Origin of the sequence: Streptomyces sp. DI166 (assembly GCF_900091315.1) — a bacterium.
Taxonomy (GTDB): Bacteria; Actinomycetota; Actinomycetes; order Streptomycetales; family Streptomycetaceae; genus Streptomyces; species Streptomyces fuscus.
In genome coordinates this window covers 76,369-99,269 of record NZ_FLSP01000014.1, presented here as the reverse complement: position 1 = coordinate 99,269, position 22,901 = coordinate 76,369, and the positions used below count along the sequence as shown (strand labels likewise).

General features: G+C 71.7%; 9 protein-coding genes. 1 reads left to right on the top strand and 8 read right to left on the bottom strand.

Features of this window, described 5'->3' with window-relative positions:
- Positions 1-6: 6 nt before the first annotated feature.
- The 8 genes from GA0115233_RS09890 to GA0115233_RS09855 form a co-directional block, all read right to left on the bottom strand.
- Complete coding sequence (locus GA0115233_RS09890) at positions 7-1,743, bottom strand: NAD(P)/FAD-dependent oxidoreductase (RefSeq protein WP_093719764.1); 1,737 nt, start codon at positions 1,741-1,743, stop codon at positions 7-9.
- Positions 1,744-1,865: 122 nt separating this feature from the next.
- Entirely contained in the window at positions 1,866-3,362 is a 1,497-nt protein-coding gene (locus tag GA0115233_RS09885) for an FAD-dependent monooxygenase (protein WP_093719763.1), read from the bottom strand.
- 119 nt (positions 3,363-3,481) lie between these two features.
- Positions 3,482-5,137 carry an NAD(P)/FAD-dependent oxidoreductase gene (locus GA0115233_RS09880; RefSeq protein ID WP_093719762.1) on the bottom strand — a complete coding sequence of 552 codons (1,656 nt, stop codon included), beginning with the start codon at positions 5,135-5,137 and terminating at the stop codon, positions 3,482-3,484.
- 22 nt (positions 5,138-5,159) lie between these two features.
- The gene (locus GA0115233_RS09875; protein WP_093719761.1) at positions 5,160-6,911 is read right to left on the bottom strand and encodes an NAD(P)/FAD-dependent oxidoreductase; all 1,752 of its coding nucleotides are present in this window, start codon (positions 6,909-6,911) and stop codon (positions 5,160-5,162) included.
- Between the two features lie 300 nt (positions 6,912-7,211).
- Positions 7,212-8,720, bottom strand: a complete 1,509-nt coding sequence (locus GA0115233_RS09870) for an MFS transporter (protein ID WP_093719760.1) — start codon at positions 8,718-8,720, stop codon at positions 7,212-7,214.
- 119 nt (positions 8,721-8,839) lie between these two features.
- On the bottom strand, positions 8,840-15,490 hold the full coding sequence (locus tag GA0115233_RS09865) for a type I polyketide synthase (protein ID WP_093719759.1): 6,651 nt from the start codon (positions 15,488-15,490) through the stop codon (positions 8,840-8,842).
- Between the two features lie 2 nt (positions 15,491-15,492).
- On the bottom strand, positions 15,493-21,537 hold the full coding sequence (locus tag GA0115233_RS09860) for a type I polyketide synthase (protein ID WP_093719758.1): 6,045 nt from the start codon (positions 21,535-21,537) through the stop codon (positions 15,493-15,495).
- Positions 21,530-21,838 carry an acyl carrier protein gene (locus GA0115233_RS09855; protein WP_141689494.1) on the bottom strand — a complete coding sequence of 103 codons (309 nt, stop codon included), beginning with the start codon at positions 21,836-21,838 and terminating at the stop codon, positions 21,530-21,532. The genes GA0115233_RS09860 and GA0115233_RS09855 overlap by 8 nt, the downstream gene beginning before the upstream one ends.
- Before the next feature lie 260 nt (positions 21,839-22,098).
- Here GA0115233_RS09855 and GA0115233_RS09850 point away from each other — a divergent pair, with 260 nt between their 5' ends.
- The gene (locus GA0115233_RS09850; protein ID WP_093719756.1) at positions 22,099-22,860 is read left to right on the top strand and encodes a thioesterase II family protein; all 762 of its coding nucleotides are present in this window, start codon (positions 22,099-22,101) and stop codon (positions 22,858-22,860) included.
- Positions 22,861-22,901 lie beyond the last annotated feature (41 nt).

The window sequence follows — 22,901 nt, the reverse complement described above, 5'->3', positions numbered from 1 at the left end:
GTGCGGTCACTCGGGCTCGGGGACCCGGAAGGCCCGCCCGATCACCGGCCAGCCCGCGACCGTGTGCTTGAGCTCCTCGGCAAGCTGGAACTCGTCGCGGTCGAAGCGCTTCTTCATGAAGAGCGTGAGCCCTTCCCAGGTCAGGTCGCCGATCTCCTTGGGCGCGTTGGTGCGCGACCAGTGCAGGGTCTTGGCCAGCTTGACGGGGGTGACGTCCGTCCAGTGGTTGTCGGGGTCGGCGAGGCCGAAGACGGGCGGGATGAAGTCGGCCTTGCCGAGCAGCGCCATGATGCGGTCGGCGGCCTCCCGGTCCTCGCGGCGCCCGTGCTGCACGTCCTGGATCGCCTCGCTCATCCCCTTGAGCAGCTCGCGCAGGGGCGCGTAGTCGGGGATGGCGCCGTCCGGGGCCTGGCGCTCCAGCCGCTCCAGGACCTTCGGGTCGTGGTCCTCCAGGAACCAGGCGTAGGCGCGGTTGATCTCGAAGGTGGCGAGCGCCTGGCCGAGCACCCAGGAGCGGTAGTAGGCGTTCCACAGGAACCAGCTCTTGGTGGAGGTGTAGGCGTTGGCGACGAGGTCGTCGTTGAAGTCGAGCAGGCCCTGCTCCAGCTCCTGGACGTACTCGAAGCGCTCGACGGCGAAGTCGTCCTCCTTGATGGCGTCCAGCAGCCGCCAGGTGAGCGCGTGGATGATCTCCATGGTGTTGGACAGGCCGCGGGAGAACAGCGCGTCCACGAAGCCGGCCGCGTGGGAGGTCAGGCACCAGCGGTAGCCGACGGTCTGCTTGGAGGAGTACTGCAGCCGTTCGGTGCGCACCCAGTCCCGGGTGGTGATGGCGCCCTCGAACTGCGGGGCGATGTCCGGGTACTTGGCGATGAACCGGCGGAACTCCTCCTCGGGGGAGCAGTCCGGCACGGGGTGGATCCGCGGGTCGAGGTTGAGGCCCACGCTGCACAGCGGGTTGGTGGCGCGCGGGTGGTTGTTGAAGGGAATGACCCACATCCAGCCGCCCTCGAACATGTGGTGCAAGGTGCCCTGGCTCCACGGGCTGGGGTTCTTGTGGCTGCCCTTGGGGACGGTCTCCTCCCACGGCTTGACGCCGATCATGTGCGTGAAGAGCGAGCGCGACTGGTGGCGCAGCCGGCTCGGCTCCTCGCGCAGCCCGAACTTCTCCGCCAGCGGCGAGCGGTGGCCGCTCGCGTCGACGAGGAACTTCACCCGCACCGGGTCGCCGGTGGTGGGGATGACGGTGACGCCGTCGTCGTCGAACTCGGCGTCGACGATCTTCGTCTGCTGACGGACCTCGGCCCCGTACTTGATGGCCACGGTGAGCATCCAGGCGTCGACGTCCTGGCGGAAGAAGTGGTTCTCGGTATGGGTGATCTTCGGGATCGGGAACTCGTTGGTCTCCAGTGGGTTCTGCCGGGCGCCCTCGCGGTGGTAGAGAAAGCCGAAGTTGCGCTTGACGCCGCAGTTCGTGGAGATCTTTGACTGCACGGACTCGAACGTGGTGAGCCACTTGATCTCCGGCACCCCGTACCGCTCGCTGACCAGCCGCATCAGCATCGAGGTGTACGGGATGGTGGACTCCCCGATGGCGAAGCGAGGGTGCGTACCCGCGTCGAGGACGAGCACCTTCGCGCCGTTGCGGGCGAGGCAGGCGGCCAGCGTGGTGCCCGCCAGGCCCGAACCCAGGATGGCCACGTCGTACTGCGGCGACGTAGGGTGCTTCGAGCGAGTCGGCATGAGCCTCTCCTTGGTCGATCCCGGCATCCGTTTCGGCCAAGCTAGGACCACCGGCTCAAGCCCCACTCAGCCACGGCTCAGGGACCGGCCGTGCACCACCGCCGCCTCGCCCGCGGGGCAGGTCAGTCCTGGATCCACCTCCGGTGGGCGAGGGCGAGTTCCTGGGCGCGGCGGCGCGGGCCGGCCCAGGCGCAGTAGCCGTCGGGGCGGACCAGCACGGCCTCCGGTTCGCTCCAGGGGCCGGAGTCGGCGACGATCCGGCCGCGCAGCCGGAGAAGGACGCCCTCGCCCTCGGGCACCGAGGGCAGCAGCGGGTCGCCGTCCCCGCGTTCGATGAGGACGAACCCGCCGTGGCGCAGCACTTCGTGCAGGTGCCGCGGCCCGCCGTGCCCGGCGATCCTGAGGTCGGGGACGCGGGTGCCGACGAGGGGCGAGGCGCCGACGGCGGACGACATCGAGGGGTAGCGGGTGGCGATGCCCGAGAGGTGTCCGACGGCGACCTTGTGGGTCCTGGGGATGCGGCTGGCCACGGTCATCACGGCCTTGCGGGCGACGCGCGCGGGCAGCTTGTCGGAGGTCATCATGCGGGTGGCGATGTCCGTCACCTTGATCACGCCCTGCGACACCCGGCGCCGTTCCAGGGCGTAGGTGTCGAGGATGTCGTCGGCGGCCCGCCCGTTGATCACGGCGGCGAGTTTCCAGCCGAGGTTCATGGCGTCCTGGATGCCGAGGTTGAGGCCCTGGCCGCCGAGCGGGGAGTGCACGTGCGCGGCGTCCCCGGCGATGAGCATGCGGCCCTTGCGGTAGAAGGAGGCCTGCCGTTCCTGGATGTGGAAGCGGGAGGTCCACAGCGGCTCGCTGGGCCGCATGTCCCGGCCGAACAGCTTGGCGAGGGTCTGGTCGACCTCGGCGAGCGTGACCGGGTCGTCGGACCAGGGCTTCTCCCGGTCGATGACGCCCATCCGGTACCAGCCGTTGCCGAAGTCGGTCGCGACCACGAGCCCCGCGCGGCCGACGCGGATGAGGAGCTGGTCGTCGAGCGGGGTGCCGAGCTTCACATCGGCGACGATGATCGTGTACGGGTAGGTGGCGCCGGTGAAGTCGGCGCCCATCGCCTCCCGCACCCGGCTGCGCGAGCCGTCGCAGCCGACGAGGTAGGAGGCGCTCTCCTGCCAGGTGCGGCCGTCCTGCTCCAGGGTGCAGTGGACAAGGCCGCCGTCCTGGCGGCAGTCGGTGAGACTGACGCCGCGGTCCACGACCACGCCGAGGGCGGTGGCGCGCTTCTCCAGGACCTCCTCGGTCTCCCCCTGCGGGATGATCGTCAACTGACCGTAGTCGGTGGCGAGTTCACCCATGTCGAACAGGGAGTGCCCGAGGGACACCCGCACCCGCGGGATCGGGTTGGCGCGGGCCAGTACCTCGTCGGCGACGCCGCGCATGTTGAGGACCTCCATGGTCCTGCCGTGCAGTCCCAGCGCCCGGGACTCCCGTGTGCGGTCCTCGCGCCGCTCCACGACCCGGCAGCGCACGCCCGCGAGGGCGAGTTCCCCGGCCAGCATCAGTCCGGTGGGACCGGCACCGGCGACGATCACGTCGTATGCGGCGGTCTTGTCGTTCACTGCGTTGACCTCTCTCTACGGCCGCCTGGGCGGGCCCTTCGACTCCGGCACGACCGGCGCGCGAGGAGAGTCGCGCATCATCCGGTCGGTCGCGGAGTCGATCGGGCCCGCGGGAGGTGCTAGAAGATCCGCTTGCCCTTCAGGAAGTGCTTGATCGCCTCGACCGAGGTCCCCACCATGTACGGGCGCATGTCAGCAGGCGCTTTGGTCCGGGACCACAGGAGCATCTTCCGCAGCCGTGCCGGGCTGGGGTCGATGAACCTGACGTCCCGCCGTGCTATCCCCAAGGACGGCGGGACCCAGTCCGCCTTGCGCAGCTTCTCGAACAGCCGGTCCGCGGCGTCCTGCGAGCTCATCTCGCCCGCCTCGACGGCCTCGCAGTAGTCGGCCATCTCGTCGAAGATCTGCCGGTACTCGGGTTTGTCCGGCCACCACAGACCGGGGCTCGCCACGTTCTCCAGGTCCCGCCAGATCTCCGGGTCCTGCTGCCGGCGTGCCTTGAGGTCCTCGTGGATGACGCGGAACGCGCCGGGCAGGGAGCCGTAGCTCCAGATCCGGAAGACCGCGTTCCACAGGTCGTAGTCGGAGAAGCTGATGAAGGCCGAGTTGACCAGGCGGTCGTTGAAGTGGAGCAGGTTCTGCTCCAGCTGCTCCACGTACTCGAACTGCTTCGGGTCGAAGTCGTCGCGCTTGAGCGCCCGGATCAGGCGCCACGCCAGTACGTTGAGGATCTCGGCGGTGTTGGACAGGCCGCGGGAGAACAGCGGGTCGACGAACCCGGCCGCGTGCGGCAGCAGCACCCAGCGCTCACCGACGACCTGCTTGGACGAGTACTGCAACCGGCCCGTGCTCACCCAGGGGCGGACGCTGCGCGCCCGCCCCAACTGCCGCTTGACCAGCGGGAACCGGTCGACGTGGTGCCAGAACTCCTCCTCGGCCGTCATGTCGCTGGGCTTGGGGTAGCGACGCGGGTCGAGCTGGAGGCCGACGCTGCACAGCGGGTTGGTGCTCTTCGGGTGGTTGTCGAACGGGATGATCCAGAACCAGCCGCGCTCGAACATGTGGTGCATGGTGCCCTCGTGCCAGGGCCTGGGCGGCACGTCGTCCGGGCCCATGCGGACATGGTCGTCGACGCGGTCCACATTGATCATGTGGGTGAAGATCGAGCGGGCGTGGTGCTTGAGCCGGGTCGGCTCGTCCCGCAGGCCGAGCTGCTCGGCCAGCGGGGAGCGGAAGCCACTGCCGTCGACGACGAACCGGGCGCGGTGCCGGCTGCCGTCCTCGCCGACCACCGTGACGCCGTCGTCGTCGAAGTCGACCTTGTCCACCCGGTGGTTCTGGATCGCGGTGCAGCCGTACTTCAGCGCCACGTGGAAGAGGTACTGGTCGATGTCCTGGCGGAAGTAGTGGCTCGCCAGGTGCAGCACCTTCGGTAACCGGAACTGGTTGATCTCCCGCGGGTCGGGCTCCTGCCCGTCCCGGTGGATCATGAATCCGAAGTGCCGCTTCAGCCCGGAGGAGGTGCTGATGTACTCGTTGCACTCCTCCAGGCTGCCGAGATGGCCGATCTCCGGCACACCGTAGCGGTGTGCCAGCATCCTGAGGTGGACCAGCGTGTAGCCGACGGTCGATTCACCGATCGCGAACCGCGGGTGGGACCCGGCGTCCAGCAGCAGGACCTTGTTTCCGGCCTTGGCCAGGATGGCGCCAAGGACGGAGCCGGCTAAGCCCGTGCCCAGGATGACAACGTCGTAGGTCTCGTTCGACTGCTTCATTTCGCTCCCTGTCCGGGTGACATCAACTGGCGCTGGCGGCGCGGTGCTTGATGATCCGTCCGACCACCGGCCAGTAGGCGGCCATGTGCTTGAGCTCTTCGGTGACCTTGAACTCCTCCTGGTCGAACCGCTTGCGCAGGAAGAGGGTCAGACCGTCGTAGACGAGGTCCCCGATCTCGTCCGGGGCGTCCTTCTTGGCCCACTTGAGGGTCTGCAGGACCTTCAGGGTGGTGGCGTCCGTCCAGTGGTTGTCGGGCTCGGAGAGGCCGAAGGCGGGCGGGACGAAGTCGGCGGCGCGCAGCTGGCGCAGGATCTCCTCGGAGGTCTCCCGCGGGTCCGCCTCGCCCTTCTGCACGGCCTGTACGAGGGTGCTGACGTTCTTGAGCAGCCGGCGCACCGGGGCGTAGTCGGGTATCGCGCCGTCGGGCGCCTGGCGCTCCAGGCGGGCGAGACCGGCCGGGTCCCGGCTGTCGAGGTAGGTGGCGTAGGCGCGGTTGATCTCGAAGGTGGCGAGGATCTGACCGAGCGACCACACCCTGAACCAGGCGTTCCACAGGAACCAACTGCCGAAGGACGTGTAGGCGTTGGCGACGAGGTCGTCGTTGAAGTCGAGCAGGCCCTGCTCCAGCTCCTGGACGTACTCGAAGCGCTCGACGGAGAAGTCGTCCTCCTTGATGGCGTCCAGCAGCCGCCAGCCGAGGGCGTGGATGATCTCCATGGTGTTGGACAGACCGCGGGAGAACAGCGCGTCCACGAAGCCGGCCGCGTGGGAGGTCAGGCACCAGCGGTAGCCGACGGTCTGCTTGGAGGAGTACTGCAGGCGTCCGGTGCGCACCCAGTCGCGGGTCGCGACGGCGCCCTCGAACTGCGGGGCGATGTCCGGGTACTTGGCGATGAACCGGCGGAACTCCTCCTCCGGGGTGCAGTCCGGGGTGGGGTGGATCCGCGGGTCCAGGTTCAGGCCGACGCTGCACAGCTGGCTGGTGGCCAGCGGGTGGTTGTCGAAGGGGATGACCCACATCCAGCCGCCCTCGAAGAGGTGGTGGAGGGTTCCCTCGCTCCACGGGCTGGGGTTCTGGTGCGTGCCCTTGGGGACCGTGTCCTCGTACGGCTTCACACCGATCATGTGCGTGAACAGGGAGCGGGACTGGTGGCGCAGCCGACTGGGCTCCTCGCGCAGGCCGAACTTGGCGGCCAGCGGGGAGCGGTGGCCGCTGGCGTCCACGATGAACTTCACGCGCACCGGGTCGCCCTGGTCCGGGATGACGGTGACGCCGTTGTCGTCGATGTCGACGTCCACGATCTTCGTCTGCTGGCGGACCTCGGCGCCGTACTTGATGGCGACGTTCAGCATCCAGGCGTCGGTGTCCTGGCGGAAGAAGTGGTTCTCGGTGTGGGTGATCTTCGGGATCGGGAACATGCTGGTCTCGCGCGGGTTCTGGTGGGCGCCCTCGCGGTGGTAGAGGAAGCCGAAGTTGCGCTTGACCCCGCAGTTGGTGGAGATCTTCGACTGCACCGCCTCGAAGGTCGTCAGCCACTTCACCTCGGGCACGCCGTACCGCTCGCTGACCAGCCGCATCATCATCGAGGTGTACGGGATGGTGGACTCGCCGATGGCGAAGCGCGGGTGCAGGCCCGCGTCCAGGACGAGCACCTTGGCGCCGTTGTTGGCGAGGCAGGCGGCCAGCGTGGTTCCAGCCAGGCCGGAGCCCAGGATGGCCACGTCGTACTGCGGTGAGTCGGGGCTTTGGGGACTGAGGCCGTCTCGTGGCATGAGCCTCTCCTTGGTCGTATTCAGCCGTCAGGGCTGCGGATCCCGGCCAAGGTAGGTGTCTCGCCTCAAAGGCAACTCATATTCTGGTCATTTTAGCCGTACATGCATGGCGAGAAATCAATCGTTCAAATGGCTCGGATTCATCCATCACCAAATCGCCGTATTGACCGCATCGCACCCACGAAAAAGACGGCCGGCCTCCCCAAGGGGAAGCCGGCCGTCAGCCGGTCGGACAGGGGCGCACAGCACAGCGGCCGGCCTTCCTCGCGGGAAGACCGGCCGTGTGGCCGTACGGGAGCCTCAGCCCATGTGCGCCACCGGGGCGCTGGTCTCACCGGGCCGCGGCCTGGGCGTGTTCATCATCGCCGCGATGACCACCGCACCACAGGCCATGATGATGGCGGCCCAGGTGAAGGCGGTCGTGAACCCCTCGGTCATGGCCTGGTGGACCACCTCGGGGTTCTTCGCCTGTGCGGCGCGCTCGGCGAGGTACTCCGAGGCCGCGTCCGCCGCGAGCGTGCTCAGCAGCGCGGTGCCGATCGAACCGCCGATCTGCTGCGCGGTGTTGACGGTGCCGGAGGCGACACCGGCGTGCTCGTCGGCGATCCGGTAGGTGGCGTAGTTCATCGCCGTCGCGATCACCAGACCCATGCCCGCGCCCTGGACGTACAGGGCGGGCGCGACCATCCCCCAGTAGGAGGAACCCGGGTCGAGCGCGGCCAGCCAGAACAGCGCGCAGGCCGCGATGACCATGCCGGGCACCACGAGCGCGCGCGGCGGGGCCTTGGGGATCAGCTTGGTGGAGACACCGCCGGCGAACATACCGACACCGAGCGGCAGCGGCAGGAAGGCCAGACCGGTCTCCACCGGCGAGTAGCCCTTGACCAGCTGGAGGTAGAAGGTCAGGAAGAACAGCGCGCCGAGCATGGCGATCATCGCCACGCCCACCGCCAGGTAGGAGCTGCCCCGGGTGCGGTCGCTGATGACGCCGAGCGGCAGCAGCGGGTGCGAGGAGCGCGCCTCGACCGCCACGAAGGCCGCGAGCAGCACCGCGCCGGTGATGAACAGGCCCACCACCAGGCCGGAGCCCCAGCCCTCGGACTCGGCCTCGCTGCACGCGTACACGATCGCGACGAGACCGCTGGTCACCAGCAGCACGCCGGGGATGTCCATCCGGGCGCGCACCGCGGCCCGCTGCTCCGGGCCCAGGTACAGCACACCGAACGCGGCGATGACGGCGATCGGCGCGTTCACGTACATGCACCAGGTCCAGTCCATGTACTCGGTGAGGATGCCACCGAGCAGCAGACCGATGACGGCACCGGAGGCGACGATGCCGCCGAAGATGCTGAACGCCTTGGCGCGCTCCTTCTGGTCGGTGAAGTTCACCGAGATCAGGGACAGCGCGGTCGGGGCGAGCAGCGCACCGAAGGCGCCCTGGAGGGCACGCGCGGTGAGCAGCATCTCGATGTTGGGAGCGGCACCGCCCAGGCAGGAGGCGACCGCGAAGCCCGCCAGCGCGATCAGGAAGGCCCGCTTGCGGCCGGTGTAGTCCGCGATCCGGCCGCCGAGCAGCAGCAGGCTGCCGAAGGCCAGGGTGTACGAGGTGACGACCCACTGCCGGTTCTCATTGGAGAAGCCGAGGTCGGCCTGCATCTCCGGCAAGGCGATGTTCACGATCGTGATGTCGAGAACCACCATCAGCTGGGCCAGGCAGATGAAGACGAGGGCCGTCCAGCGCTTGGGGTTCGCTAACGGGGCCGCTCCGACGGCGGTACCGCCGGGGACCCGGTCTTCGGATGTGGTCATGGGGGGAGATGCCTTTCTCCGTCGTGTTCCGCGGCCCCCTGTCAGCGGGGGCCGCGGACCTTGGTTCGGCGGGGCGGGTCGGCCGCCGCAAGGGGCGGGGGCGTCACCGCTTCATGAATTCACCCGTTGATGGATTCATCCTGCCATGAATTATTCTCCCTGTGCGACGGTGCGGGCAAGTACCCAGTACGGACCATCCATCCGAAGTACAGCGAGAGCAGCGAGCCGTCGAGCGGCGGACAAGCGATGCCCGAGCCGGCCAGGCCCTCCAGGGTGTTCGTGGCGTCGTAGTCGATGGCCTCCTCGCCGCCGACGACGAACTCCTCCACCACCCCCATGACCGGGTGCAGCTCGTTGTCGTTGACGGCGAACGAGTCCTGCAGCGCCCGCCACCACTGCTCCACCGGCACGGTGCGGAACTCCCAGCCGTGCCGCTCCATGGCCTCCAGCAGCTCCTTGAAGGCCGCCTTGCGCCGGTTGACCAGGTGGTACGTCAGCCCCCAGCGGTGCTCCTCGCGGGAGATCCGCACCAGGGCGGAGGTGACGTAGTCCACCGGGGTCATCTCGATCTCCAGATCGAGGTCCGGGGCCATTCCCAGCTGCACACATCCCTTGATCACCCGGGTGGTGAAGTGGGTGGTGAGGCAGGCGCCGGTGCGCGAGTCGCCGAGCACCCGGCCGGGCCGGTGCACATCCACCGGGATGCCGCGCTCCTGCGCCTGGCGGACCAGCAGCTCGGCCGCCCACTTGGTCTGCACGTACCCGGTCACCAGCTTGCCGGCGCCGAGGATGTCGTCGCCCTCGGCGATCACGGTGCGCCCGTCGGCCGGGATGCCCCAGATGCCGTACGTCGACACGTACGAGACCGGGATCTGCGTCGGACCGGCGCAGGCGAGCCGCAGGATCTCCTCGGTGCCGGAGAGGTTGGCGGGGCGCAACTGCTCGTAGGTGTAGGAGAAGTTGACCCAGGCGCCGTTGTGGTAGATCCCGTCCAGCAGTCCGGCGAGCCGGGTGAACTCCGCCTCGGACAGGCCCAGTCGGGGCTTGCCGAGGTCGCCCGGGACCACCTCGATCCGGGCCTCGGCGTCCTCCCGCCAGGGCAGGTACTGCTCCAGGTTCCGCTTGATCCGCTCCAGCCCCGCCTCCGGGGTGTCGCAGCGGACCAGACAGTGCACCGTGGCCCCGGTGGTGGCCAGCAACTCGTCGAGGATGTACGCCCCGAGGAAGCCGGTGGCGCCGGTGAGCAGGACGTCGGTCGGGTCGGTGTAGCCCTTGCCGACCGGTCCGGCCGGGACGATCGCCGGGTCGAGGTGGACGTCGGCGGCGATCCGCGCCGGCTCCGTCCAGTCGGCGGCCGGTTCCGGGGCGGCCTCGCCCTCGCCGCCCAGTTCGGTGTCGAGCAGCCGCACCCAGTCCTCCAGCGTGGTCCGCTCGAAGAACTGGCTGGGGCGCACGCTGATGCCCAGGTCGCCCTTGCAGCGCTTGACGACCTCCATCACCATCAGCGAGTCCAGGCCGTGCGACATCACGTCCGCCTCCGGCAGCACCGACTCCGGCGGCACCGCCAGCACCTCGCCGAGCACCTGCTGGAGATACCCGGTGAGCACGCCCGCCCGGCCCGCGGGGTCGGCGCCCTCCAGCGCCTGGAGCACCGCCGTGGACGTACCGCCGCCGGTGCCCTCGTCGATCTCCACGGTGCGCAGCACCGGACGGTCGGCGCGGGCCTCCATGACCGGCTTGTACCGCGCCCAGTCGGCGGAGCACACCACGGCCTGCGGCGCGTCCTGGGCGAGCAGCGCGTTCAGCAGCTTCAGACACTGCGGCGCCGAGAGCATGCGCAGACCGGTGGAGGTCAGGAACTCCACGACGTCCGCGCCGAACAGATTGCTCGTCAGCTCCCACGGGCCCCAGCTCACGGTGAGCGCGGTCAGCCCCTGCGTGTGCCGGTACTCGGCGAGCGCGTCGAGGAAGGAGTTGGCGGCGGCGTAGCTGGTCACGTGCTGCGAGCCCCAGGTCGCCGCGATGGAGGAGAAGCCGAGGAAGAAGTCCAGCTCCAGGCCCTCGGTGAGCTGGTGCAGCAGCCAGCCGCCGACCACCTTGGGCCGCCACACCGCGTCGTAGTCGCGCGGGTCGTCGACCGGGATGTCCCGCAGGAACTGCGGTACCGACGTACCGGCCGCGTGCACCACGCCGCGCAGCGGCATCAGGCCGGTGGCCAGGCCCTGCACGACCGGGAGCATCTCCTCGACGTCGTTGACGTCGGCGGCGACCACCTCGACCAGCACCCCGGTCTCCTCCAGCGCCGACACGAAGTCGACGCGCTCGCGCACCGAGCCGGTGAGGGAGGGGTCGTTCCACTGCTCGCGCGGGGGCAGCGGGGTGCGGCCGAGCAGGACCAGCTTGCCCGCGCCGCTGTCCGCGAGGTCGCGGGCGAGGGCCTGGCCGATGCCGCCGAACGCACCGGTGATCAGATAGGTGCCCTGCCGGTCGATGGTGGGCCTGCGCCGGAGCTCCTCGGCGCTCAGCGGGAACTTCACCAGCCGTGCCACCCGGCGGCCGGTGCCGCGCAGCGCCTGCTGGTCCTCGTCGGCGGTGTCGGCGAGCGCCGCGGCCAGCGCCGTGCCCTCGTCGCTCTCCCCCGCGTCCGGGTCGAGGTCGATCGCACCGGCCCAGTGCTCGGGGTGCTCCAGCGCGATCGCCCGGCCAAGGCCCCACAGCGTCCCGGCGAACGGCGAGGTGACGCCCTGTTCGGGCAGCGCGGGCACGGCGCCGCGGGTGACCAGGCTGAGCCCGGTCCTCGTGCAGGCCGCGCGGGCGGACAGGCCCTGGACCAGGGCGACGGCGGCCAGTTCGGCGCGGTCGCGGAAGGCGGTGAGCGAGTCGGCGTCGGCGGCGTCGGGGCGCGGCGCGTCCAGGCCGGTCAGCAGGACGACCCGGTGCGGGGTGACACCGTCGGGCAGCCGGCCGAGCCAGTCGTCCAGGTCGGGGGCGCCGGACTCCTCGATCCGGGCGTCCGCGCCGAGCGCCCGCAGCGCGGTCGCGAGCCGGCGGGCGGTGCCGGTGCGGTCGGGCACCAGCAGCCAGCCCTGCCCGGACAGGTCGGGTGCGGCGGCGGCCGGTTCGGTCTCCTGCCACTCCAGACGGGTGAGCAGCTCCTCCGGGTCCCGCCAGGGCGCGGGCTCGGCGGCGGGCTTGGCGTCCTCGATGACCACCATCAGCTCGCGGATGCCGCCCAGGTAGGCGCCGTCCTCGGAGAACAGGTCGACGCTGCCGCAGACGGTGCCGGGGTCCTTGCCGGGCTGGGCGATGGCCCGTACGTAGCGGGCGCCGTCCAGCGATTCCAGCGTGGCCTCGGTGATCCGGCCCGCGTAGCCCGCCTTGGTCAGGCCCGCGTCCCAGGAGACGGCGGCGACGGCCGCGTCGAAGACCTGCACGGCGTGTGCGGCGGTCTCCTCGCTGTCCAGGCCCAGTGCCACCAGCACGCCCTCGTCACCGCGGCGCGCGGAGAGCACCGCGCCGATCAGGGCGTCGGACAGGGACGCCGTCTCGTAGTGCAGGTCGTCGGCGTACTCGTGCCCGGCGAGGGTGGGCGCCGAGTGCCGCGAGCGGGTGCTGGCCCGGCGCCGCAGCACCGCGCGGGCGTGCCGCGTCCAGGGCGCCCCGGCGGCGGCCTCGGCCGGGGTCTGGGTGTGCAGGGTGACGATCGCGCAGCCGTCCTCGTCGCCGTCGACGGTGACCTGCAGGACCCGTCCGGCCCGTTCCATCGGGATGCGCCGGAAGACCTCCAGCTTCTCCACGCAGGACCACACCCCGCCGAGCGCGTCCCCGGCCGCGGCCCGCGCGACCCGGCCGAGCGAGCCCACGGGCAGGAACCGGAAGCCGTCGGCGCCGGTGCGCGCGTAGCGGTCCCACTCCGGGGAGTCCAGTTGCTGCTCGTAGGTGGGTACGGCGCTGTGCAGCCGAACTCCGGCCACCGGCACCGGAGTTCCGGCGGAGGCGCGGGGTGCCTCGCGGCGCTCCTCGTACCAGTAGCGCTCGCCGTTCCACGGGGTGACCGGCAGCGGCACCCGGCGCGGGGCGCGGGCCGCTCCCGAGTGCACCGCCGTCCAGTCCACGGTCTCGCCGCGCAGGTGCAGCAGACCAAGCGCCCGCTGGACGGCGGTGCGGTCCTCGGGTGCCCCGGCCCTGGGCTTGTACAGGGACGGCACGTACAGGCAGTCGCCGTCCAGGCCGGTGCGCTCCCCGATGCCGCTGAGCACCGGGGAGGGGCCGATCTCCAGGAAGGTGCGGGCGCCCTCGGCGTGCAGGGCGGTCAGTCCGTCGTGGAAGCGGACGGTGCCCGCCGCGTGCCGCACCCAGTACTCCGGGCCGCTGTCCTCGGCGGTCCAGGGGCGTCCGGTGTGGTCGGAGATCAGCGGGAGCGTCGGCATGCGGTACGTCAGCGACTCGGCGACCGCGCGGAAGTCCGCCAGCATCGGCGCCAGCAGCGGGGAGTGGAAGGCGTGGCTGACGGTGAGCCGGGTGGTGCGCATGCCGCGCGCCTCCAGGGTCGCGCGCACCGCGTCCACATCGGCGGCGGCACCCGAGATGACCACGCTGGAGGGGCCGTTGACCCCGGCCAGCGACACCGTGTCGCGGTATCCGGAGATCGCCGCGCGGGCGGTGGCCTCGTCGCAGTCCAGGGCGGCCATGGCGCCGCCCTCCGGGAGCGCGGCCATCAGGGCGGCGCGGGCGGCGACCAGCCGGACGGCGTCCGGGAGTTCGAAGACACCGGCGATACAGGCGGCGACGATGCCGCCGATGCTGTGGCCGAGCAGCCCGCTGGGCCTCAGGCCCCAGGACTGCCACATCCGGGCGAGCGCGTACTCCACCGCGAACAGCGCGGGCTGGGTGTAGCGGGTGTCGTCGACCGGGGACTCCTGGCCCGGCTCCGGCCACACCACGGAGGCCAGCGGCCGGTCCAGGTGGACGTCGAAGAGGTCGGCGGCCTCGTCGAACGGCACCCGGAAGGCGGGCACGTCGGCCAGGCCGCGGGCCATTCCGGCGTACTGCGAGCCCTGGCCGGTGAACAGCCAGGCCGTCTTGCGGTGCTTGTGCACGGGCAGTTCGGCGGTGACCACGCCGGAGCCCCGCTCACCGCGCCCGAACGCCTCCAGCGCGTCGGCGAGTTCGCCCGCCGTGGAGCCGGTGACGGCGAGTCCGTTGCGCTGCCGGGACCGGCCGACCTGGCTGGTCCAGCTGATGTCGGCGAGCGGCACCCCGGGGTTGTCCCGCAGGTGGGTGGCGTACCGTCCGGCGAGCGCGGTCAGGCTCTCGGCGGAGTGCGCGGACAGGGTCAGCACCTGCGGCCCGGCGGACGGGTCGGCGGGCTCGGCGGGCTCCGGTACGGCGCTGATGACGGCGTGCGCGTTGGTGCCGCTGGCGCCGAAGCTGCTGATGCCGCCGATGCGCGGCCGGTCGCCGGTGGCGCCCCAGGGACCGCCGTCCTTGGTGACCTCGACGTTCAGCCTGCCCCAGTCGACGTTCGGGTTGGGCTCGTTGAAGTGCAGGTGCGGCGGCAGCTCGCCGTGCTGGAGCGCGAGCACCAGCTTCAGGACACCCGCGATACCGGCCGCCGACTCCAGGTGACCGATGTTGGTCTTGATGGAGCCGACCTTCAGCGGCTTGTCCGCGGGCCGGTTGCGGCCGATCACGGCCTGCAGCGCGCGCAGTTCGATCGGGTCGCCGAGCGCGGTGCCGGTGCCGTGCGCCTCCACGTAGTCGACGTCGCCGGGGGCGATCTGCGCCTGCTCCAGGGCGCCGCGGATGACGCCCTGCTGGGCGGCCGGGTTGGGCACGGTCAGTCCGCTGCTGCGGCCGTCGTGGTTGACGGCCGAGCCGCGCACCAGGGCGAGGACGGGGTCGCCGTCGCGCCGCGCGTCGGAGTACCGCTTGAGCACGACCACCCCGGCGCCCTCGCCGCGCACATAGCCGTTGGCGCCCGCGTCGAAGGTCTTGCAGCGGCCGTCCGGGGACAGGCCGCCGAACTTGCTCATCATCACGAAGCCGTACGGCGAGAGCATCAGGTTGACCCCGCCGGCGAGCGCCATGTCGCACTCGCCGGTGCGCAGGTCCTGGCAGGCCTCGTGCAGCGCGACCAGGGAGGAGGAGCAGGTGGTGTCGACGACCTTGCTCGGCCCCATCAGGCCGAGGGTGTAGGAGATCCGGCCCGCGACGAAGCTGGGCTCGCCGACGAGCTGGTAGGCGTCGACGTCCCGGATGTCGCCCTCGGACTGCCGCAGGCGGGCGTAGTCGGTGGTGGACACGCCGAAGTAGACGCCGGTGGCGGAGCCGGTGAGCCGGTCCGGCGCGTACCCGGCGCGCTCCAGGGCCTCCCAGGCCACCTCAAGACCGATCCGCTGCTGCGGGTCCATGCCGACGGCCTCGCGCGGGGAGATGCCGAACACGCCGGGCTCGAACAGGTCCACGCGTTCGTCGAGGAAGCCGCCCTGGGTGACGTACGCCTTTCCGGGCTGGTCGGGGTCCGCGTCGAACACCGCCTGGGCGTCGCCGCGTTCGGCCGGGAACTCCCGGATGGTGTCGGTGCCGTCCACCAGCATCCGCCACAGCGAGTCGGGGCTGTTCGCACCGCCGGGCAGGCGGCAGCCGAGCCCGATGATCGCGATCGGCTCGTCCAGCGGGCGGCTGCGGTTCTTGGCCAGCTCGCCCTTGAGCTTCTCGATGGTGCGGACGGCTTCGACTAGGCGGGCCCGGTAGTCCGGGGTCGTCATGGTCAGTCTCCCTCGGTCAACAGGGCTTCGGACGACGCCAGCGCGTCGTCGAGACGGCTGAGCAGCGAGTCGTCGTCGAGCTCGGCGAGATCTTCCAGGTCCTCGGCCGGCTCCGCTCCGGCCGTCTCGGCGGCCGGTACGGACTCGTCCTGCTCGTCGGTGAGCACCTCGTCGAGGACGAAGCGGGCGAAGGACGTGACATTGGGGCACTCGAACAGGACGGTGGCGGGCAGTTCGAGGCCCAGCTCGCGCTCGGCGCGCTGCTTGAGGTCCTGGGAGAGCACCGAGTCCATGCCGAGGTCGAAGAAGCCCTGGTCGGGCGAGACATCGGCCTCCTCGCCGAGGACCTGCGCGACCAGCTTGAGCAGCAGGTCGACCAGCCGCTCCGCGCGCCGGTCGGGCGGCAGGGCGAGCAGTTCGGCGGCGAGTCCGGCGGCCGGCTCCGGCTCGCTCGCGGTCTCGGCGGCGGGCTGCGGCTCGGACCGCGGGCGCGGCTCCACGCGGTACTGGGTGTCCACCCAGTACGGCTTGCGCTGCCACGGGTAGGCGGGCAGCGTCACCGGCCGGTGCGCGCCGGGGACCAGCCGGTCCCAGTCGACACTCACGCCGTGCGCGTGCAGGGAGGCGGCCAGTTCCAGCAGGTCGACCGGGCCGAGGTAGGCCTTCTCGACGCCGCTGGGCTGACGCTTGCGGGGCGCGGTGAGCTGGACCGGCACGGCCTCCCCGGGTTCGGCCGCCGCGTCCAGGGCGGCGCCCAGCATCCGGATGGCGCGGCTGCCGGTGCCGATGTCCAGCAGGACGTCGATGCCGGACATGATGATGTCGTTGGCCAGCCCCGACCAGCCACTCGCGGCGGAGTGGCGGACCACCCGCGCCCCGTCGGCCTGCGCGGGCACGGGCACTCCGGCCGCGAGCAGCCGGACGGCGTTCAGCAGGGTGAGGTCACCGGCCACCACGGCTGCGGCGTACTCGCCGATGTCCCAGCCGACGACCGCGTCGGGCTCGACGCCCAGCGCCTTCCACAGCGCGGTGGTGGCGAGCTGGCCCGCGAACACCTCGCCCGCGTGCTCCACGCTGCCGGGGGGCGCCGGTCCGTCGGACTCGCCGAGTTCGGCGCGCAGCGCGTCCTGCGCCTCGGCGAGGGCGGTGCGGTAGGCGTCGGCGGCCTCGGGGTCACCGGCCAGGGCCTCCTCGTAGCCGGTCATGTCGGCGGGGGTGCGGCCGAAGACGAACAGCACGGTCGCCTCGTCGCGGGCCCGCACCGGGCGGGCCCGGTCCAGGGCGGCGAGGAGTTCCTCGCGGGTGCGTCCGACGGCGGTGACCCGGTGGGCGAGGTGGGCGCGGCGGGCGCCCGACGTCCAGCACAGGTCAGCGAGTTCGCTGTCCGGCGTGGCCGCGACCCGCTCGCGCATCAGGGCGACGGCGTCGGTCAGGGCGTCCGGGGTGGCGGCCGACACGGTGAGCACGCAGGGCCGGGCAGGGCCGGTCAGGGCCGGGGCCGGCTGCGGCGGGGCCTCCTGGACGAGGACGTGCGCGTTGGTGCCGGTGAAGCCGAAGGCGCTGATGCCCGCGATCCTCGGCCGGTCGCCGCGCGGCCACGGCACGGGTCCCGCCGCCACCTTCAACGGCAGTTTCTGCCAGTCCAGTTGACCGGTGGGCTCGCTCAGGTGGAGCTGGGCGGGGATGCGCTCGTGGCCCAGCGCCAGCACCGTCTTGATCAGTCCGGTGACTCCGGCGGCGGCCTCCAGATGGCCGACGTTGGTCTTCACCGAGCCCACCACCAGCGGACGGTCGTCGGGGCGCCCGGCGCCCAACGCCCCGGCGAGGGCGCGCAGTTCGACCGCGTCGCCGAGCCGGGTGCCGGTGCCGTGGGCCTCGACGTAGGACACCTCGTGCGGTGCGATCCCCGCCTGGTCGAGCGCGGTGAGGATGACCTCCTCCTGGGCGGTTCCGCTGGGCACGGTGAATCCGCCGCTGGAGCCGTCCTGGTTGACCGCGCTGCCGCGGATGATCGCGTACACCCGGTCACCGTCGCGCAGCGCGGTGGAGAGTTTCTTGAGGATGACCACACCGGCGCCCTCGCCCCGGCCGTAGCCGTCGGCGGAGTCGTCGAAGGTCTTGCACCGTCCGTCGGGGGCGAGCGCCCCGGCCGCGCCCATGGAGAGGAACACCGTCGGGGTGGCCATCACGTTCACCCCGCCCGCCAGCGCGACCCCGCTCTCCCCCGCGCGCAGGCTCTGGCAGGCCAGGTGCACGGCGGTCAGCGAGGAGGAGCAGGCGGTGTCGACGGCGATGCTCGGCCCGCGCAGCCCCAGGAAGTACGAGATGCGTCCGGCGGTCGCGCTGAAGGAGTTGCCGGTGCCGTAGTACAGGTCCACGTCGGACTCGCGGCGGGTCACCAGCTGCTGGTAGTCGGTGGTGTTGAGGCCGACGAACACGCCGGTACGGGTTCCGCCCAGCTTGTCGGCGCGCACCCCGGCGTCCTCCAGCGCCTCCCAGGCCACCTCCAGGAACAGCCGCTGCTGCGGGTCCATGGTGCGGGCCTCGCGGGGCGAGATCCGGAAGAAGGAGTTGTCGAACCCGTCGACGGACTCCAGGAAGGAGCCGCGCGCGGGCACTCCCTCGAACGCCGAGGCGTCCCAGCGGCTGGCGGGCACGGGCCCGCTGGCGTCCCGGCGCTCGTCGAGCAGCTTCCAGAAGTCCTGGGGTCCGCTGACACCGCCGGGCAGCCGGCATCCGATACCGACGATGGCGACGGGTTCGACCGGTTCGCCGGGGTCGGGGGCGGGGGCCGAGGGTTCGGGGGCGGGGTCGGGTTCCACCGGAAGCTCCGGAACCACTTCGGCGGGGGGTTCGGAGGCTCCCGCCGGGGGCTCGGGGGTGTGTCGGCCAGCGACTTCGCCCCGGGGCTCGGGCGGCGTCGCGGCCTGAGCTGCGCTCTCCGAGGAGCCGTCCGGCGTCAACGTCATGATGTAGTCGGTGAACCCGTCGATGGTTCCGTGCGCGAGGGCGTCCGCACCGTCGACCGGCACCCGCAGCTTCTCCGCCACCATGCGCCCGAACTCCGCGACGGAGATCGAGTCGACACCGAGCTCGAAGAACCCCCGGCCACGCGGCAGCCGCTTGCGCGGCCCGTGCCCGAGGATCTTGATGAGCACGGAGTGCACGGTGGAGGCCACGTATTCGCGGTCGTACGAGACCGGCGCGGCCTCTTCCGCGACAGCCTCCGGCGCTTCCGCGACGGCGACGGCAACAGCCGCCGGAGCCGGGGCGGTTGCCGGTGCCGGAGCGGTCGCAGCGGGCGCCTCGGCCGCGGGCGTCGCGGCACCCAGCTCCGCCACGACCCGTCCGCCGGAGTCCACGAGCCGGACCTCGGCCCGCAGCCCGCTCAGGTCGGCTGCCGGGGAGCCCTGTTCGCCGCGCTCCACGCCGTCCAGCCAGAACCGTTCGTCGGCCCACCGCTGCGGCGGCAGCGTCACCGGCCGCACCGGACGACCGTGCGCGGTGGCCCAGTCGATCTCGACGCCCACCTCGTGCAGTCTGGCCCGGGAGCGGGCCAGCATGGTGGGCCCGTGCTGGGCCCGGACCAGCGAGGAGACGACCGGACCGCGCCGCTCGCGATGGGCGAGCGCGGCGTTCAGCGGCCGGGCCAGCACCGGATGCGCCCCGATCTCGACGAACGCCGTCTCGCCCTGGGCGAGCAGCGTGTCGACGACCGGCCACAACCGCACCGCCTGCCGGAGGTTGGCGCTCCAGTACGCGGCGTCCAACGGCACGTCCTCACCGGGCAGGGCGGTGGACAGGAACGGCACGGTCGGCGTCGAGGGCCTCAAGTCCGTCAGTAACGCGGCGAGTTCGTCGGCGTAGGGCTGCATCAGCGGCGAGTGGAAGGCGTAGTCGACCGGCAGCGCGACCACGTTGACCCCGTCGTCGGCGAGTTCGCGCACCGCCGCCTCGACGGCCTCCCTGGGTCCGGCGATGACGACGGAGGCGGGTCCGTTCTCGGTGGCGACGCACACCTCGGGGTGGCGGGCCGCGAGCCGCTCGGCGACCTGGTCGGCGCCGAGTTCGACATTGGCCATCCGGCCGGTGCCCGCGGCGCGGTGCATCAGGCGCCCGCGGTGGGTCACCAGCCGTACGGCGTCCTCCAGTTCGAGCGCTCCGGCCATGTGCGCGGCGGCGACCTCGCCCATGCTGTGGCCGATCACCGCGTCGGGGCGCACGCCCCAGGACTGCCAGAGCCGGGCCAGCGCCACCTGGACGGCGAACACGGCGGGCTGGGCGACATCGGTGGCCTTCACCCGGGCCGGGTCGGCGTCGCGCAGGACGTCGTACAGGGACCAGCCGGCCTCGGCGCGCAGCAGCTCGTCGATGTCGTCGAGGGTGTCGCGGACCACCGGCTCGCTCTCGGCGAGGTCCAGGCCCATCCGCGGCCACTGCGAGCCCTGTCCGGAGAAGACGTGGACGACCTTGGGCGGGTTGTCGGCGGCCCGGCCGCCCTCGGCCTCGGCGAGCGCGGCGGTGAGTTCTGCGGCGTCCTTGCCGACGACGGCGATCCGGTGCTTGAGGTGGCTGCGGCGTACCGCGGAGGCGGCGGCGACGGGGCCGACCGGGTCGGCGAGCCGTCCGGCGTAGTCGGCGGCGAGCCGGCGCAGTCCGTCGGCGGTGGTCGCGGAGACCAGCAGGGTGTGCGGACCGGCGGAGTCGGGGGTGTCGTCCGTCCGGGCGGGCTGCGGCGCGCTGCCGAGGACCACGTGCGCGTTGGTGCCGGACAGCCCGAAGGCGCTCACGCCGGCGGTCAGCGGGTCCTCGCCGGGCAGCGGGGTGTGCTCCACCGGGACGAGCGTGCCGGAGGACTCCCAGTCGATCATCGGCGCCGGGTAGACGTGGTGGATCTGGCCGGGGACGGTGCGGTGGCGCAGCACCAGCATCGTCTTGAGGAGTCCGGCGATGCCCGCGGCGGAGTCCATGTGCCCGAAGTGGGCCTTGTGGGAGCCGACCAGGAGGGGCTTGTCGGCGGGGCGGGCGCGCCCGATGACCTCGGTGAGCGCGGAGATCTCCAGCGGGTCGCCGAGCGGGGTGCCGGTGCCGTGCGCCTCGACGTAGACCGGCTCCTCGGGGGTGACGGACGCCGACGCCAGCGCCGCGCGCAGCAGGTCCTGCTGCGCTACGGCGTTGGGGGCGGTCAGTCCGGCGCTGCGGCCGTCCTGGTTGACGGCCGAGCCCCGGATCAGCCCGTGGATGCGGTCGTGGTCGCGTACCGCGTCGGCGTAGCGCTTGAGTACGACGACCCCGCAGCCCTCGCCGCGGACGATGCCATCGGCGCGGGCGTCGAAGGGGCGGCACCGTCCGGTCGGGGACAGCGCCTGCACTTTGCCCATGAAGACGGAGAGTTCGGGCGCGACGATCACATTGACGCCGCCGGCGAGCGCGGTGTCGGCCTCGCCGTTGCGCAGCGCCTGGCAGGCGAGGTGGACGGCGACGAGCGAGGAGGAGCAGGCGGTGTTGACCGTCATCGCCGGGCCGTGCAGCCCGAAGGTGTAGGCGATGCGTCCGGCGGCGAAGCTGAACTCCTTGCCGGAGGCGAAGTAGGGGTCGATACCGCGGATCCCGCTGGTCCGCGCGTGCAGCAGCAGATAGTCGGAGCCCAGGATGCCCATGTGCACGGAGGTGCGGCTGCCCTCCCAGGCGGCGCGCGGCACGCCCGCGTCCTCCATGGCCTCGGAGCAGACCTCCAGCAGCAGCCGCTGCTGCGGGTCCATGGCCCGGGCCTCGCGCGGCGAGACACCGAAGTAGTCGGCGTCGAACCGGTCGATCCCGTCGAGGAATCCGCCCTCACGGCAGTAGGTGGTGCCCGGGTTGTGCCGGTCGGGGTGGTGGAAGTCGTCGCTCCAGCGGTCGGCGGGCACGGGTGTGACGACGTCCACGCCGTCCATCAGCACCCGCCACAGTCCGTCCAGGTCGCGTACGCCCCCGGGGAAGCGGCAACCGGCCCCGACGACCGCTATGTCGTCGGGGCGGGGCTCGAACCGTCGGTTCTCAGCCATGGACCGGCATACCTCCTGTCATGACCTGGCGGCGTTGGCCGGCCAGGTATCCCGCCAGCGACCGGATCGTCGGGTACCTGACGAGGGCGCGCGGATCCACCTCGAATCCGAGCCAGTGCGCCAGGGCCGTGGTGATGACCAGGCTGTCCGCGGAATCGATGTCGAACTCGTCGAAGCAGAGGTGGACCGACACCATGGCCGGGGGCAGCAGGGTTCGTTGGGCTATCTGCTCCACCAGCCAGTTCTCCACCGCTTCGGGGGTGATCTCCTGGGGGGTGACCCCCTGCACAGTTCCGCTCACCGTGGCACCTCTCCCTCTCAAGTGCGGCCGAAAGCGACGGTAGGGAGACGGCCTCAAGACGCCCTTGAGAGAGCACGGGGGCAGCCGGTGTGCGACCACCCTTGAAAGGCACGCCAGTTCGAGCTGTTCCGGCCAGCCGGGGAGTGCCGTACCCCCTCCCCTCTCGAACCTCTGTCGACGGCGGCTTGAGCGTCTGCTGGTGCGATCCGGGCCGAACCAGGTCCGACCGACCTGCCTGTCCGCGCGGAAGGAACGCTCCGTTGACCACCGACCCTGAACTGACGCTGTTCTGCCTGGCCCACGCCGGCGGCAGCGCGCATCCCTACATCCGGCTCGGGGCCGATCTGCCCGGCCGTGTCACCGTCGTCCCGCTGGAGCTGCCCGGTCATGGCACCCGGGTGCGCGAGCCGCTGCTGCACGGCATGACCGCGCTCACCGAGGAGGCGGTACGGCTGATCGGCGAGCGCCGGCACGAGCCGTACGCGATCTTCGGGCACAGCTTCGGCTCACTGCTCGGCTACGAGGCGGCGCGGGTGCTCACCGCCCAGGGGACCCCGCCGAAGCTGCTGCTGGTCTCCGGCCGCAACGGCCCCACCGAGCCGCTGTCGCACCGGCCCTTCGCCCATCTGCCCGACGACGGCTTCGTCCGGGGCCTGCAGCGCATCGGCGGGCTGCCCGAGGCGCTGCTCGCCGAGCCGGAGCTGCTGAAGTTCTATCTGCCCGCCATCCGCGCCGACTTGAGGGTCGTGGAGACCTACACGCACACCCCGGGTCCGCGGCTGACGGTTCCGGTGACCGCGTTCGCCGGCAGCAAGGACGTGCTGACCGACCCCGCGTCGATGGCCGCCTGGTCCCGGATCACCACCGGGGTCTTCGACCTGACCCTGGTCTCCGGCGGTCATTTCTTCCTCCAGGAACCGGAGTTCAGGGCCGCGCTGGGCGCCCGGCTGACCAGGTACGCGGCCACCGCGGGCCGTACGGACGCGGTCCGCGGCGCGGTCGCCCGAGCCGTTGCCGAGTGAACCTCAACCGCCAGCGCCCAGCATCTCGCCCAGTACGGCTC

Coding starts and splice junctions, on each gene's coding strand:
- GA0115233_RS09880 (WP_093719762.1), bottom strand. CDS start 5,137: ATGAAGCAGTCGAACGAGACCTACGACGTTGTCATCCTGGGCACGGGC.
- GA0115233_RS09875 (WP_093719761.1), bottom strand. CDS start 6,911: ATGCCACGAGACGGCCTCAGTCCCCAAAGCCCCGACTCACCGCAGTAC.
- GA0115233_RS09865 (WP_093719759.1), bottom strand. CDS start 15,490: ATGACGACCCCGGACTACCGGGCCCGCCTAGTCGAAGCCGTCCGCACC.
- GA0115233_RS09860 (WP_093719758.1), bottom strand. CDS start 21,537: ATGGCTGAGAACCGACGGTTCGAGCCCCGCCCCGACGACATAGCGGTC.
- GA0115233_RS09890 (WP_093719764.1), bottom strand. CDS start 1,743: ATGCCGACTCGCTCGAAGCACCCTACGTCGCCGCAGTACGACGTGGCC.
- GA0115233_RS09870 (WP_093719760.1), bottom strand. CDS start 8,720: ATGACCACATCCGAAGACCGGGTCCCCGGCGGTACCGCCGTCGGAGCG.